The following is a 14,683-nucleotide window of genomic DNA, read 5'->3' on the forward strand; positions in this document are numbered from 1 at the left end:
CGTCGAGGCGCCGCGAGTTCGCGGGCCGGTACAGGTTGCGCTTGGTGATGTACTGCACCACCCCGTCCGGCACCAGGTACCAGATGGGCCTGTGGTCACGCACCCGCGTCCGGCAGTCGGTCGAGGAGATCGCCAGCGCGGGGATCTCGACGAGACCGACGGTGTCGGCGGGCAGCTTCTCGAGGTGTTCGGCGAGATGCTCGACGTGCAGGTCGTAGCCCGGACGCGACACTCCCACGAACCGGGCCAGCTCGAACAATTCGGTCCAGTTCTGCCACGACAGGATCGAGGCGATCGCGTCGGCGCCGGTGATGAAGTACAGCTGGGCGTCGGGCATCAGCGAACGCAGGTCGCGCAGCGTGTCGACAGTGTAGGTGGCCTTGTCCCGCTCGATGTCGACCCGGCTGACGGAGAACCGCGGATTCGAGGCGGTCGCGATGACCGTCATCAGATAGCGGTCCTCGGCCGTGCTGACCTCGCTCCCCGACTTCTGCCACGGCTGTCCGGTGGGCACGAACACGACCTCGTCGAGGTCGTACCGGTCGGCCACCTCGCTGGCTGCGACGAGGTGCCCGTGGTGGATGGGGTCGAAGGTGCCGCCCATGACACCGACGCGACGTCGTGTGTCACCGACGCCGTGTCGTGTGTCACCGTCGCGACGTCGCGGCGCCGGATTCGGGGCGGATGGCTCATGCACGATTGTCCAGCTTACGGGTTCACACCGGCAGCAGGCCCGCCACCACCTGCGCGAGCTGCTGCGCGGACCGGCACTCGTGCATCGTGATCACCTCGCCGTACGCCTTCGCCGCCGAATCTCCGGTTCCCCATTGGCCGCGGGGTTCCGGGTTGAGCCAGTGGGCGTGCCGGGCGACGGCCACCAGGTGCTCGAGGGCGCCGAGGTTGGGATCGCGGTAGTTGGTCCGCGCGTCGCCGAGCACGAGCAGGGAGCTGCGGCTGGTGAGGCTGTGCGCGTACCGCTCGGTGAACACGCCCAGCGCGTGACCGTAGTCGGAGTGGCCGTCGTAGGCGATCAGCTCGGCCTCGCGCAGCATCCGCGACATGGCGGCCCCGAGGTCGGCGCCGGCGGAGAAGTGGTGGGTGACCTCGTCGGTGCTGTCGATGAACGCGAACACCCGGACGCGGGAGAACTGCTCGCGCAGGGCATGCACGAGCAGCAGGGTGAAGTGGGAGAAGCCGGCGACCGACCCGGAGACGTCGCAGAGCACCACCAGCTCCGGACGGGCCGGGCGCGGCTTGCGGTTGACCAGGTCGATGGGCACCCCGCCGGTGGACATCGACTTGCGCAGCGTCCGGCGCAGGTCGATCGCTCCCGCACGGGCCCGCCGCCGGCGCGCGGCGAGCCGGCTCGCCAGCAGCCGCGCCAGCGGGGTGACGCTGCGGCGCAGCGCGGTGAGCTCGGCGTCGGTGGCACGCAGGAAGTCGACCTCCTCGGCGAGCTTGGGCACCCCGTAGGTGGCGACGCGGTCGCGTCCGACCTGTTCGGCGGTGCGGCGACGCGTCTCGCGCTCGACCATGGCCCGGAAATCCGCCACTCGGCGCGCCGCCGTGCGGCGCGCCACCTCGGTGGCGTACTCGGTGTCCTGAGCCCGCTCCTCCGGGCCGGCGTTGCCGAGCAGGCCCTCGAGGATCTTCGAGACCAGCGTTTCGGGCGACACCTGGCGCAGCGCCTGGTACGCCGAGAACGACGGTCCGTTGCCCGAGGTGTACTGCCCCAGCTCCTCGACGATCTGCGCGGTCAGCAGCTCGACGAGCTCGACCGCGTCGGCGGAGTCGTCGGCGAGTATCTCGGCGATCAGATCCCGCAACGCCTCGAAGTCGATCTCGCCGTCCGGGGTGCGCGGCAGCGCCGGATCGATCCCGCCGGCCTCGCGGCGGCCGACCGCTGCCGGGAACCACAGGTCGAACAGGGCATCGAAGGTCGGGCGGTGGGTGGGCCGGCGCAGCAGCGCGCACGCCAGCCCCTCGCGGAGGGCGTCCCGGTCGAGCAGGTCGAGCACCGACATGACCCGGCCGGCATCGACGGTCTCGGACGGTCCTACGGGAATGCCGCGGCGGCGCAGTGCCTCGACGAACCCGACCAGGTGGCCGGGCAGGCCGTGCGGCGCCGACGGCCCCTGGTCCCGCACCGGCGGGCGTGCCCCGGCCATGTCAGTTCAACCGCAGCTCGGCCGCGGCCCGCAGCTGATCGGACTGGTGTTTGAGGATCACCCCGAGCGTGGCCCGCACGGCGGCGTCGTCGAGGGTGTCGAGGCCCAGGGCGAGCAGCGTGCGACCCCAGTCGATCGTCTCCGCCACCGACGGCAGCTTCTTGAGCTGCATGCCGCGCAGCACCCGGACCGTGCGCACGAGCTGCTCGGCGACCGTCTCGGGCAGCTCCGGTACCCGGCTCGCCAGGATGCGGCGCTCGAGGTCGGCGTCGGGGAAGTCGAGGTGCAGAAACAGGCAGCGTCGCTTGAGTGCCTCGGACAGCTCCCGCGTCGCGTTCGAGGTGAGCACCGTGAAGGGCTTGCGGGTGGCGCTGATGGTGCCGAGCTCGGGCACGGTCACCGCGAAATCGCTGAGCACCTCGAGCAGCAGACCCTCGATCTCCACGTCCGCCTTGTCGACCTCGTCGACCAGGAGCACCGTCGGATCCTCCCGGCGGATGGCGGTCAGCAGCGGGCGCGGCAGGAGGAACTCCTCGGAGAACACGTCCTGCTTCGTCGCGTCCCAGGAATGGTCGGTGCCGGCCTGGATCCGCAGGATCTGCTTGGCGTGGTTCCACTCGTACAGCGCCCGCGACTCGTCGACACCCTCGTAGCACTGCAGCCGCACCAGCTCGGCGCCGGAGGTCTGCGCCACCGCCCGGGCGAGCTCGGTCTTGCCCACCCCGGCGGGGCCCTCGATGAGCAGCGGCTTGCCGAGGCGGTCGGCGAGGAACACCGCGGTGGCCGTGGCCTTGTCGGCGAGGTATCCGGTCTCGGCGAGGCGGTCGATCACCTCGTCGACGTCGGCGAAGATCGGCGGGGTGGTCGGCAGCGCACGGTCCACGCTGTGTCCTTTCGTCGGGGCCGGCCCTGTCGGGTCCGGGTCTCGTCCGGTCCGATCTCGTCGAGCGCTGTCGCGAACCCTCAGGCCGGCCGGGTGTGGCCGTCGCCCCACACCACCCACTTGGTGGAGGTGAGTTCCGGCAGTCCCATCGGGCCGCGGGCATGCAGCTTCTGGGTGGAGATGCCGATCTCGGCACCGAACCCGAACTGCTCGCCGTCGGTGAACGCCGTCGAGGCGTTGACCATAACGGCTGCGGCGTCGACCCGCGCGGAGAACTCCCGGGCCGCCGCGAGGTCGGAGGTGACGATGGCCTCGGTGTGGCCGGTGCCGTACCGGTCGATGTGCGCGACGGCCGCGTCGAGGTCGTCGACGACGGCGAGCGCGATGTCGAGGCTCAGGTACTCCTCCGCCCAGTCGGCCTCGGTGGCCGGCTCGAGGCCGGGCAGGTCACCGTGCACGGTGACGCTGTGGTTCTGCAGCACCTGCAGCAGCCGGGGTACGGCGGTGTCGGCGACGGCCTTGTCCACCAGAATCGTCTCGGCGGTGTTGCACACGCTGGGCCGGCGGGTCTTGGCGTTGACGACGATCTTCTCGGCCATGTCCAGATCGGCCGACGCGTGCACGTACACGTGGCAGTTGCCCACGCCCGTCTCGATGGTGGGCACGGTGGCGTCGCGGACGACGGCGGAGATCAGGCCGGCACCGCCGCGCGGGATGACGACGTCGACGAGTCCGCGTGCCTGGATGAGGTGCGTGACCGAGGACCGGTCCGCGCTGGGCAGCAGTTGTACGGCGTCCTCCGGCAGCTCCTGCATCGCGAGGGCGCCGCGCAGGGCCTCGACGAGGGCGGCGTTGGAGTGGGCTGCCGACGACGACCCGCGCAGCAGGGCCGCGTTGCCGGACTTGAGGGCCAGGCCGAAGGCGTCGACGGTGACGTTGGGCCGGGCCTCGTACACCATCCCGACGACGCCGAGCGGCACCCGCATCTGCCGGATCTCGAGGCCGTTGGGCAGGGTCGAGCCACGGACCACCTCGCCGATCGGGTCGGGCAGCCCCGCGACCTGCCGCAGCCCCGCCGCGATGCCCTCGACGCGGGCCTGCGTCAGCCGGAGCCGGTCGAGCAGGGACTCCTCGGTGCCCGCCGCGCGGGCGGTCTCGATGTCCTCGGCGTTCGCGGCGAGCACCGCGTCGGACGCGGCGAGCACCGCGTCCGCGGCGGCGTGCAGGGCGGCGTCCTTCTGCGCGGTGGTGAGCAGGGCGAGCCGGCGGGAGGCGACGCGGGCGCGACGGGCCGCGGCGTGCACGGCCTCGCGGGTGTCCCCGGCGCCGGTCGCCCGGACGTCCCCGGAAACGGTTGCAGATGAGTCAGGGGTCACGGCAGTCATGGCCCCCAGACTAGTCCGCGCCCGGGCGGATCAGCGCAGCCCGGTCCCCCGCGCCAGGGCGGTGTCCACCAGCGTGGACAGCAGCGTGCGGTACTCGAGACCGCTGGCCTCCCACATACGCGGGTACATCGAGATCGACGTGAACCCGGGCATGGTGTTGATCTCGTTGATCACGGGCCCGTCCTCCGTGACGAAGAAGTCGACGCGGGACAGGCCCTGGCAGTCGAGGGCGCGGAAGGCGCGGACCGCGAGCTCCCGGATCCGGTCGGAGACGTCGTCGTCGAGCTTGGCGGGCACGTCGAACTCGCACACGTCGTCGAGGTACTTGGTGTCGAAGTCGTAGAACGCCTCGTGATCGCCGGACGGGTCGGGCATCCGGATCTCGGCGACGACACTGGCGCGCACGTCGCCGTCGGGGAACTCGAGCACGCCGCACTCGACCTCGCGACCGACGATCGCGGATTCGACGATCACCTTCGGGTCGTGCCGGCGGGCCTTCTCGATCGCCGCGTCGAGCGCCGCCCAGTCGGCGACACGGCTGATCCCGATGGAGGAGCCGCCGCGGGCGGGCTTGACGAAGACCGGGAGGCCGAGACGCTGTTTCTGCTCCTCGGTGAGGGTCGCGGCGCCGGGGCGCAGCACGATCTGGAATCCGACGGGCAGGCCCTCGGCCGCGAGCAGCTTCTTGGTGAACTCCTTGTCCATCCCGGCGGCGCTGGCGAGCACGCCGGGTCCCACGTACGGAACGCCGGCGAGCTCGAGCAGCCCCTGGATCGTGCCGTCCTCGCCGTAGGCGCCGTGCAGCACCGGGAACACGACGTCGACGGAGGCGAGCACCTTGCCGAACTCGCCCTCGTCGAGGGCGACGATGTCACCGGCCCGAGTGGGGTCGGCGGTGAGCACCAGCGCCGTTCCCTCCGCGTCGACGGTCGGCAGCTCGCGGCCCGCCTTGGCGAGCCGTTCGGGATCCGTGTCGGCGAGCACCCAGGCGCCGTCGGTGGTGATGCCGATCGGGACGGCCTCGTAACGCTGCGGGTCGAGGTGGCGCAGGATGCTGCCCGCCGAAACGCAGGAGACGGAATGTTCGTTGCTGCGGCCGCCGAAGACGACGGCCACCCGGATACGGGGTGTGCTCACGGCACAAACCGTACCGGTGCCGCCGCCCCGGTAGATACCCGAGTCCTGCTCAGCACCGGGAGAGCGCGCGGTCGAGATCGTCGAGCAGGTCGGCGGTGTCCTCGATCCCGCAGGACAATCGCACGAAGCCGGCCGGTACGGGATCGCCCCAGCGGGCGCGCCGGTCGGCGGTGGTGTGGATGCCCCCGAAACTGGTCGCGGCGGTGACGAGCTCGCTCGCCGCGACGAACCGGTGGAACTGCTGTTCGCCGTCGAGCCGGAACGTCACCAGCGGCCCGAACCGGCGCATCTGTGCCGCGGCGACGGGGTGGGCGGGATCGTCGCCCAGACCGGGGTAGCGGACGCCGCGCACGGCGGGATGCTCGCGCAGCATCGACGCCGCGGCGAGCGCGTTGGCGCACTGCCGGTCGAAGCGCAGCCCGGCGGTGCCCAGGCTGCGGTGCGCCAGCCACGTCTCGAACGGGCCGAGGACGGTCCCGGAGAGCAGGCGCTCCCGGTCGAGGGCCGGCACGAGTGCATCGTCGGCGACAGCGAGGTACCCCATCAGCAGATCGCTGTGCCCGCTGAGCGATTTCGTGCCGCTGGCGACGACGATGTCCGCGCCCAGCGCGAGCGGCTGCTGCCCCAGCGGGGTGGCGGTGGTGTTGTCCACCAGCAGCAGGGCGCCGGCCGTCCGGCACAGCGCCGCGGTGGCGCGCAGATCGACGACGTCCAGTCCCGGGTTCGACGGGGTCTCGGCCAGCACGAGCGCGCCCTCGCCGGCGCCGGCGAGGACAGCGCGGAGACTGCCGTCGCCGAACTGGGCGGCGGTGAGTTCGTGGACCGTGATCCCGAGGGGCTCGAGGCGTTCCCGCGCGTATTCGCGCACCTGGTAGTACCCGTCGGCGGGGACGACGACGGTGCCGCCGCCACGGGTCAGCGCCCGCAGCGCGACGGTGACCGCGGACATCCCGGACCCGACGACCCGGGCCGCGGCCGCGCCCTCGAGCGCGGCCAGCGCGGATTCGAGGGCACGCCAACCGGGATTCGAGGCGCGGGCGTAGGTGTCGGTCTCCGTGCCCTCCGCGCCGAGCTGGTAGGGGGCGGCGAGGACCGGACCGGGCTGCAGCGGAGCCCCTGGAATATGTTCGGCAGCAACCGCTTTCACGCAGCGTGTGGAGTCACCCGGCACGGTCTCACTCCGGCTTGATCCGGCGGCCGAGCAGCAGCCCGATCGCCTCGGGCACCGACATGCCCTCGTAGCAGACGCGGTGCACGGCGTCGGTGAGCGGCATCTCCACGTCGTAACTGGCCGCCAGCGCCCGGACGGAGGTGCACGACTTGACCCCCTCGGCCACCTGGCCGTGCGTGGCCTCCTGGGCGCTTTCGAGTGTCCCTCCCCTGCCCAGTCGCTCCCCGAACGAACGGTTACGCGACAGCGGCGAGGTGCACGTGGCCACGAGGTCGCCGACACCCGCCAGCCCGGCCAGGGTGGTCGGCTTGGCACCGAGGGCAGTTCCCAGCCGGGTGATCTCGGCCAGCCCACGGGTGATGATGGAGGCGATCGTGTTGTCGCCGAGGCCGACACCGGCGGCCATGCCGCACGCGAGCGCGATGACGTTCTTGCACGCGCCGCCGATCTCGCAGCCGATCACGTCGGTGTTCGTGTAGGGCCTGAAATACCCTGTTGCACATGCTCTTTGAATCTCGAGCGCCCGAGTGGAGTCGGAACACGCGATCACCGTGGCGGCGGGCTGCCGATCGGCGATCTCGCGGGCGAGATTCGGCCCGGACAACACCGCGATGCGGTCGTGTTCGGCACCGGTCACCTGGGCGATCACCTGACTCATCCGCATGAGGGTGCCGCCCTCGATGCCTTTCGCCAGGCTCAGCAGGGTCGCGTCGGAACCGATGTCGTCGCGCCACGCCCCGAGATTCGCGCGCAGCGTCTGCGACGGCACCGCGAGGACGAGGAAGTCCACTCCGTCGAGTGCGACGCGGTGATCCGCGGTGGCGCGCAACGTCGAGGGCAACTCGACGCCCGGCAGATAGTCCGGGTTCTCGTGCCGGGCGGCGATCGCCTCGGCCACCTCCGCGCGCCGCGCCCAGATCGTCACGTCCGTTCCGGCCTCCGCCAGTACCTTCGCGAAGGCCGTCCCCCACGACCCCGCACCCAACACCGCAGCCTTGCTCACGCAGTCCCCTTACTCGTGTCCGATCCCGTCCGCAGACCACCGCCGCGACCGCTCCAGTATCGCCCACCGCCGCGCCCGCGACCGTCCTCGTCGCCGACTGGCAGAATCGACGACCATGACCGCCGCGCACGCGCTGATTCCCGTCAAGGCCCTCGGCCTGGCGAAGTCGCGGCTGGCGCACGTCCTCGACCCCGGCACCCGAGCGGCCCTGGTGCTCGCGATGCTCGACGACACCCTCCACGCGGCGCTGGCGGTCGAGGGGCTCGCCGTCACCGTGATCACCACCGACGCCGATGTCGCCGCGCTGGCTCTCCGCGCGGGGGCGCACACGCTCGCCGATCCCCCCGCCGTCGACACGGCCGGCACCGCCGTCGATCCGCTGAATGCGGCGCTCGCCGCCGCGGCCCGGCGGGTGCGGTCCCGCGAGCCCGGCGTGGATCTGGTCGCGCTGCACGCGGACCTGCCGGCCCTGCGGCCCGCCGAACTGTCCGCGGCCCTGACCGCGGCGCGCGAGGTCGGCCGGGCGGTCGTCGTGGACCACACCGGCACCGGCACCTCGGCGCTGCTGCACTGCACGACCGAACCGCTGCACCCGCTGTTCGGCCCGGACTCGGCGCACCGTCACGTGCGGGCGGGAGCCCACCCCCTGGCCGGGGACTGGCCGGGACTGCGGCTCGACGTGGACACCGTCGCCGATCTCGAGGCCGCCACGGCGCAGGGCGTGGGGCCCGCGACGGCCTCGGCTCTGGGGCGGATCGGATGGCCGATGCCCGTTCGTCATCCCGACTTCGGGTGACGTACGTCGACGGATTGTCCGCCGTTCCGAAACTGAGGGATGATCGACGTGTGAAACACGGCGATTCCACGGACCAGCGCATCGACACCGAACCTCCCGGGTTCGCCGGGGCATCCGGCGACGGCGGAGCCGGACTCGACGGCACCACCGCCACCCGTTCGGCCTCGGCGCCGAGTGCCCCGCCCGCAGCCACGATGCTGCAGGCGGTCGCCGACGGCTTGCCGCTGGACCGCTACCTCAACCGGGAACTGAGCTGGCTCGACTTCAACGCGCGGGTGCTCGCGCTGGCCGAGGACACGTCTCTGCCGCTCCTCGAACGCGCCAAGTTCCTTGCGATCTTCGCCTCGAACCTCGACGAGTTCTACATGGTGCGCGTCGCCGGCCTCAAGCGCCGTGCCGAAACCGGCCTGTCGGTCCGCTCCGCCGACGGGCTGTCGCCACGAGCGCAACTCGCGCTCATCGCGCGCAGCACCCAGGAGATCGCGCGCCGGCACGCTCTCGTCTTCCTCGATTCGGTCCTGCCCGCCCTGACCGCCGAAGGCATTTCCATCATCGACTGGGAGGATCTGACCGACGACGAAAAACAGCGCCTGACCGCGTACTTCGTCGAGCAGGTGTTCCCGGTACTGACGCCCCTCGCGGTCGATCCGGCACACCCGTTCCCGTACATCAGCGGGCTGAGCCTCAACCTCGCTGTCACCGTGAAGGATCTGGAGTCCGCCGGGGAGCACTTCGCGCGGGTGAAGGTGCCGGACAACGTCGATCGCTTCGTCCGGGTCCGCCGGGAAGGCTCCCCGGACGAGATCGACGCGTTCCTGCCTCTCGAGGAACTCATCGCGGCACATCTCGACGTGCTGTTCCCCGGCATGGAAATCGTCGAGCACCACGCCTTCCGGGTCACGCGCAACGCCGACTTCGAGGTCGAGGAGGACCGCGACGAGGATCTCCTCCAGGCGCTCGAGCGGGAACTCGCCCGTCGCCGCTTCGGTTCTCCCGTGCGTCTCGAGGTCGCCGACGACATGACCGAGCACATGCTCGAACTGCTGCTGCGCGAGCTCGACGTCGATCCCGCCGACGTGGTGCAGCTGCCGGGACTGCTGGACCTGTCGAGCCTGTGGCAGGTGCACGGCGTGGACCGCCCCGACCTGAAGGACCGGCCGTTCGTGCCGGCCACGCACCCCGCGTTCGGCGAACGCGAGACCCCCAAGAGCGTGTTCTCGACGCTGCGCGAGGGCGACGTGCTGGTGCACCACCCCTACGATTCCTTCTCCACCAGCGTGCAACGGTTCATCGAGCAGGCCGCAGCCGACAGCCAGGTGCTCGCGATCAAGCAGACCCTCTACCGCACCTCCGGCGACTCCCCCATCGTCAACGCACTGATCGCCGCGGCGGAGGCCGGCAAGCAGGTGGTGGCGCTGGTGGAGATCAAGGCCCGCTTCGACGAGCAGGCGAACATCAAGTGGGCCCGCAAACTCGAACAGGCCGGCGTGCACGTGGTGTACGGCCTGGTGGGACTGAAGACCCACTGCAAGACGTGCCTCGTGGTCCGCCGGGAGGGCTCGCTCATCCGCCGCTACTGCCACATCGGTACCGGCAACTACAACCCGAAGACCGCCCGGCTCTACGAGGACGTCGGCCTGCTCACCGCCGCCCCGGAGATCGGCGCGGACCTGACCGATCTGTTCAACACGCTCACCGGTTACTCGCGGATGGCGAAGTACCGCAACCTGCTCGTGGCCCCGCACGGCGTGCGAGCGGGCATCATCGAACGGATCGACGCCGAGATCGAGCACCACGCGGCCGGTCGCGACGCCCGGATCCGCCTGAAGGCCAATGCGCTGGTCGACGAGCAGGTCATCGACGCGCTGTACCGCGCCTCCTGCGCGGGGGTGCCGGTGGAGATCGTCGTGCGCGGCATCTGCGCGCTCAAGCCCGGAGTACCCGGACTGAGCGAGAACATCACGGTGCGGTCCATCCTCGGGCGGTTCCTGGAGCACTCGCGCGTCCTGCATTTCCGGGCAGCCGACGAGATCTGGATCGGCAGCGCCGACATGATGCATCGCAACCTCGATCGCCGGGTGGAGGTGATGGCACAGGTGAAGGATCCCCGACTGGCGGCGCAACTCGACTCGATCTTCGAGTCGGCGCTCGACCCGGCCACCCGGTGCTGGACGTTGCGGGCCGACGGAACCTGGCTCGCGTCGCCGGCTCCCGGAACCGCGGCCCGTGACCATCAAGAAGAGCTCATGCGTAGCCGTAGCTCCTGATCGGAAGGATGTCGGTGTCCCCCGTTTCCGACAACGCAATGCGAGCCAACATCTTCGCCGCCGGGGCTGTCCTCTGGCGACGGAATCCGACCGACCGGAACCGTTTCGACGTGGCGGTCGTGCACCGGCCGCGTTACGACGACTGGTCCTTCCCCAAGGGCAAGCTCGATCCCGGCGAGACCCCGATCGTCGCCGCCCTGCGCGAGATCGAGGAGGAGACCGGGATTTCGGCGCGTCTCGGCCGGTATCTCGGCAAGGTCACCTACCCGGTGCCGGGTCACCGCAAGCTCAAGCGGGTGGACTACTGGGCCGCCGAGAAGTGCAGCGGGGAGTTCACCCCCAACGACGAGGTCGACGAGCTGCGCTGGCTCGCACCCGACGACGCCTTCGCGGCCCTGTCGTACCCGATGGACCACACGGTGCTGCGCCGCTTCCAGGCCCTGCCGCCGGACACGGCGACGGTGCTGATCGTGCGGCATGCCAAGGCCGGCAGCCGCAGGAATCACCGGGGCGACGATCGGGACCGGCCGCTCGACGCGGCGGGCCGTGCCCAGGCCCAGGCCCTCGTTCCGCAACTGCTCGCGTTCGGCGCCGACAGCGTGGTCGCCGCGGACCGGGCACGCTGCGTGCAGACGGTGCAACCGCTCGCGGACCGGCTCGGGATCGACGTTGCCGTCGAACCCTCCCTCACGGAGGAGGAGTACAGCGCCGACCCGCAACTCGGGCGCAAGCGGGTGCTCGACCTCGCCCAGCGCGGCGGGGTGCCGGTGATCTGCAGCCAGGGCAAGGTGATCCCGGACCTTGTGCAATGGTGGGCCGAGCACGACGGGATCACCGCGCCGAACACGCGTAACCGCAAGGGCAGCACGTGGGTGCTGTCGCTCGCCGGCGACCGGCTCGTCGCGGTGGACCACATCGACAGCCCGCTGCCCGCCGGGCCCGCCTGAACGCGCTTCGGCGGCCATCGAGGTTCCCCCCGATGGCCGCCGAACGGACGGTATCCGGTTGGCAGCCCTAGTTCTCGGCAGCCCTACTCCCAGCAGCCCTACTTCTTGGCTGCAGCCTTCCGGGCCGGCGCCTTCTTGGCCGCGGTGGTCTTCTTGGCCGGAGCCTTGGCCGCGGTGGTCTTCTTCGCCGCGGTGGTCTTGGCCGGAGCCTTGGCCGCGGTGGTCGCCTTCTTCGCCGGAGCTGCCTTGGCGGCAGTCTTCTTCGCCGCCGCGGTCTTCTTGGCCGCGGTCTTCTTCGCGGCCGCGGTCTTCTTCGCCGCGGCAGCCGCGCCCCGCTTGACGGCCGGACCGGTCGCGGGGAGCTTCTGGCTGCCGGCGATGACCGCCTTGAACTGCGCGCCGGGGCGGAACGCCGGCACCGACGTCGGCTTGACCTTCACGGTCTCACCCGTGCGCGGGTTGCGCGCGACCCGCGCCGCGCGGCGGCGCTGCTCGAAGACGCCGAAGCCGGTGATCGTGACGCTCTTACCCGAGTGCACTGCGCGCACGATCGCGTCGACCATGTGCTCCACGGCCGCCGTTGCAGTGCGCCTGTCCGAACCGAGTTTTTCGGTCAGAACATCGATCAGCTCTGCCTTGTTCATTGCATTCCTCCGCACATAACGGTCCACCGTCAGACCGACTCGAGTCCACGGTAGACCCGCAAACGGGCAAGAGTCTATGTGCCACGCCAATTCTCATGCAAATTACAGGCGGGCCGGATCCGAACGTGTCGTCGGATCCGGCCCGCCCAGGCCCGATTCGGGGCCGGATCAGGGCGCCGGGAGGGTCCGCGGTTTCCAAGACGGCCTTGCGTTTTCGAACTCGGAAATCGCCTCTACCTGCCGTAACGTGAGCCCGATGTCGTCGAGACCCTCCAGCAGACGCCACCGGGTGTAGTCGTCAATGCTGAACGGCACCACGGTGGTTCCGGCGGTCACGGTGCGATGCTCGAGGTCGACCTCCAGCTCCAGTCCCGGCTGTTGTTCGATGAGTTTCCAGAGCAATTCGACGTCCGGCTGCTCGACCTGAGCGGCCAGCAGTCCGGCCTTTCCGGAGTTGCCCCGGAAGATGTCGGCGAAGCGGGACGAGATCACGACGCGGAAGCCGTAATCGGACAACGCCCACACGGCGTGCTCGCGGGAGGACCCGGTGCCGAAATCCGGCCCGGCCACGAGGACACTGCCCCGGTCGAACGGCGGAGTGTTCAGTACGAAGGCCGGATCCGTGCGCCAGGCGGCAAACAGCCCGTCCTCGAATCCGCTTCGAGTGACCCGCTTCAGATACACCGCGGGGATGATCTGGTCGGTGTCGACGTTCGACCGGCGCAGCGGAACGCCGATGCCCTTGTGAGTGGTGAAGGCTTCCATCGAAATTCTCCTTCGGTTCCGTGACCTAGTCCAGATCCGCCGGAGCGGAGAGAGTGCCGCGCACCGCGGTCGCCGCGGCGACCTCAGGCGAGACGAGGTGGGTGCGCCCGCCCTTGCCCTGGCGGCCTTCGAAGTTCCGGTTCGAGGTCGATGCACAGCGCTCGCCCGGCGCCAGCTGATCCGGATTCATGCCCAGGCACATCGAGCAGCCGGCCTGGCGCCATTCCGCGCCCGCGGCCGTGAAGACCTCACCGAGACCTTCGGCTTCGGCTTGGGCACGAACGCGCATCGATCCGGGTACGACGAGCATACGAACGCCGTCGGCGACCTTGCGGCCCTGGAGAACTTCCGCAACGGCGCGCAGATCCTCGATCCGGCCGTTGGTGCACGAGCCGACGAAGACGGTGTCGACCGGCACCTCACGCAGCGGGGTTCCGGGCTCGAGTCCCATGTACCGCAGCGCCTTCTCGGCCGCGAGGCGCTCACCCTCGTCCGCCATCGCCTCCGGGTCGGGCACCGACGCGCCGAGGGGCGCGCCCTGGCCGGGGTTGGTGCCCCACGTGACGAAGGGCGTCAGGGACGAGCCGTCGATGTGGACCTCGGCGTCGAAAACCGCGTCCTCGTCGGTCTTCAACTGCTCCCACGCGGCCACCGCGGCGTCCCAGTCCGCGCCCTGGGGGGCGTGCGGGCGGCCCTTCAGGAACTCGTAGGTGATCTCGTCGGGCGCGATCATCCCGGCCCGGGCGCCCGCCTCGATGGACATGTTGCAGATGGTCATCCGTGCTTCCATCGACAGCTTCCGGATCGCCTCGCCGCGGTACTCGAGCACGTAGCCCTGGCCGCCGCCGGTGCCGATCCGGGCGATGACGGCGAGGATCAGATCCTTGCTCGTGACGCCGGGCGGCAGTGCGCCGTCGACGGTGATCGCCATGGTCTTGAACGGGCGCAGCGACAGTGTCTGAGTTGCCAGCACGTGCTCGACCTCGCTCGTGCCGATGCCCATCGCCAGGGCACCGAAGGCGCCGTGGGTGGAGGTGTGGCTGTCGCCGCACACCACCGTCATGCCCGGCTGCGTCAGGCCGAGCTGCGGTCCGACGACGTGGACGATGCCCTGTTCGACGTCACCCATCGGATGCAGCCGGATGCCGAACTCCTCGCAGTTGCGGCGCAGCGTCTCGACCTGGGTGCGCGAGACGGGGTCGGCGATGGGCTTGTCGATGTCGACCGTGGGCACGTTGTGGTCCTCGGTCGCGATGGTGAGGTCCGGCCGCCGCACGGGCCGATCCGCCAACCGCAGACCGTCGAACGCCTGCGGGCTCGTGACCTCGTGCACGAGATGCAGATCGATGTAGATCAGGTCCGGCTGTCGCGCCGCGCCCTCTCCCGTACCGCGCACGACCACGTGCTGGTCCCACACCTTCTCCGCCAGAGTCTTTCCAGCCATCTTCTCCACCTGTCGTACGTGACGAACGCGGATCCCGTTCTCGGGGCTGTCCCGGGCCGCGAATGCTGTCGTC

The 14,683-nt window shown here is 70.6% G+C and carries 12 protein-coding genes and 1 pseudogene; 3 read left to right on the forward strand and 10 right to left on the reverse strand.

The genetic code is table 11. The annotated features are described in order from the left end of the window. From nadD to CQZ88_RS26440, 7 genes are all read right to left on the reverse strand, one after another. Positions 1 to 604: nicotinate-nucleotide adenylyltransferase (gene nadD, locus CQZ88_RS26410; RefSeq protein ID WP_258008808.1), on the reverse strand; the 604-nt coding region annotated here is incomplete at its 3' end. Positions 605 to 716: 112 nt separating this feature from the next. Beyond that, positions 717 to 2,168: a VWA domain-containing protein gene (locus CQZ88_RS26415; RefSeq protein ID WP_006933757.1), complete on the reverse strand. Its 1,452-nt coding sequence runs from the start codon at positions 2,166 to 2,168 to the stop codon at positions 717 to 719. Between the two features lies 1 nt (position 2,169). Beyond that, positions 2,170 to 3,051, reverse strand: a complete 882-nt coding sequence (locus CQZ88_RS26420) for a MoxR family ATPase (protein WP_006933754.1) — start codon at positions 3,049 to 3,051, stop codon at positions 2,170 to 2,172. Positions 3,052 to 3,131: 80 nt separating this feature from the next. Then, positions 3,132 to 4,436 carry a glutamate-5-semialdehyde dehydrogenase gene (locus CQZ88_RS26425; protein WP_029544392.1) on the reverse strand — a complete coding sequence of 435 codons (1,305 nt, stop codon included), beginning with the start codon at positions 4,434 to 4,436 and terminating at the stop codon, positions 3,132 to 3,134. Positions 4,437 to 4,466: 30 nt separating this feature from the next. Continuing rightward, the gene (locus CQZ88_RS26430; RefSeq protein WP_006933750.1) at positions 4,467 to 5,573 is read right to left on the reverse strand and encodes a D-alanine--D-alanine ligase family protein; all 1,107 of its coding nucleotides are present in this window, start codon (positions 5,571 to 5,573) and stop codon (positions 4,467 to 4,469) included. Between the two features lie 49 nt (positions 5,574 to 5,622). Beyond that, positions 5,623 to 6,744 (reverse strand): cystathionine gamma-lyase, encoded by a 1,122-nt coding sequence (locus CQZ88_RS26435; protein WP_006933748.1) that lies wholly within the window; start codon positions 6,742 to 6,744, stop codon positions 5,623 to 5,625. Between the two features lie 4 nt (positions 6,745 to 6,748). Further along, a complete protein-coding gene (locus CQZ88_RS26440; protein ID WP_006933747.1) occupies positions 6,749 to 7,747 on the reverse strand; it encodes an NAD(P)H-dependent glycerol-3-phosphate dehydrogenase in 999 nt (332 codons plus the stop codon). A 115-nt stretch (positions 7,748 to 7,862) separates the two neighbouring features. Between CQZ88_RS26440 and cofC the strand changes: the two genes are divergently transcribed. From cofC to CQZ88_RS26455, 3 genes are read left to right on the forward strand one after another with little or no spacing between them, the layout of a single operon-like run. Continuing rightward, positions 7,863 to 8,543: a 2-phospho-L-lactate guanylyltransferase gene (gene cofC, locus CQZ88_RS26445; RefSeq protein ID WP_006933746.1), complete on the forward strand. Its 681-nt coding sequence runs from the start codon at positions 7,863 to 7,865 to the stop codon at positions 8,541 to 8,543. A gap of 50 nt (positions 8,544 to 8,593) precedes the next feature. Beyond that, on the forward strand, positions 8,594 to 10,810 hold the full coding sequence (locus CQZ88_RS26450; protein ID WP_029544397.1) for an RNA degradosome polyphosphate kinase: 2,217 nt from the start codon (positions 8,594 to 8,596) through the stop codon (positions 10,808 to 10,810). Between the two features lie 8 nt (positions 10,811 to 10,818). After that, positions 10,819 to 11,757, forward strand: a complete 939-nt coding sequence (locus CQZ88_RS26455; protein WP_029544399.1) for an NUDIX hydrolase — start codon at positions 10,819 to 10,821, stop codon at positions 11,755 to 11,757. A 101-nt stretch (positions 11,758 to 11,858) separates the two neighbouring features. Here the strand turns inward: CQZ88_RS26455 and CQZ88_RS26460 are convergent. From CQZ88_RS26460 to leuC, 3 genes and pseudogenes are all read right to left on the reverse strand, one after another. Continuing rightward, positions 11,859 to 12,401: pseudogene (locus CQZ88_RS26460) on the reverse strand (HU family DNA-binding protein); the annotation flags it as partial. Between the two features lie 168 nt (positions 12,402 to 12,569). Next, positions 12,570 to 13,166: a 3-isopropylmalate dehydratase small subunit gene (gene leuD, locus CQZ88_RS26465; protein ID WP_006934268.1), complete on the reverse strand. Its 597-nt coding sequence runs from the start codon at positions 13,164 to 13,166 to the stop codon at positions 12,570 to 12,572. A 25-nt stretch (positions 13,167 to 13,191) separates the two neighbouring features. Beyond that, positions 13,192 to 14,610, reverse strand: a complete 1,419-nt coding sequence (gene leuC, locus CQZ88_RS26470) for a 3-isopropylmalate dehydratase large subunit (RefSeq protein ID WP_029544403.1) — start codon at positions 14,608 to 14,610, stop codon at positions 13,192 to 13,194. Positions 14,611 to 14,683: the final 73 nt, after the last annotated feature.

This window comes from Rhodococcus sp. ENV425, from assembly GCF_002887785.1.
In the GTDB taxonomy this organism is placed as follows: Bacteria; Actinomycetota; Actinomycetes; order Mycobacteriales; family Mycobacteriaceae; genus Rhodococcus; species Rhodococcus aetherivorans.

Coding starts and splice junctions, on each gene's coding strand:
- CQZ88_RS26415 (WP_006933757.1), bottom strand. CDS start 2,168: ATGGCCGGGGCACGCCCGCCGGTGCGGGACCAGGGGCCGTCGGCGCCG.
- CQZ88_RS26425 (WP_029544392.1), bottom strand. CDS start 4,436: ATGACTGCCGTGACCCCTGACTCATCTGCAACCGTTTCCGGGGACGTC.
- cofC (WP_006933746.1), top strand. CDS start 7,863: ATGACCGCCGCGCACGCGCTGATTCCCGTCAAGGCCCTCGGCCTGGCG.
- CQZ88_RS26455 (WP_029544399.1), top strand. CDS start 10,819: ATGTCGGTGTCCCCCGTTTCCGACAACGCAATGCGAGCCAACATCTTC.
- leuD (WP_006934268.1), bottom strand. CDS start 13,166: ATGGAAGCCTTCACCACTCACAAGGGCATCGGCGTTCCGCTGCGCCGG.
- leuC (WP_029544403.1), bottom strand. CDS start 14,610: ATGGCTGGAAAGACTCTGGCGGAGAAGGTGTGGGACCAGCACGTGGTC.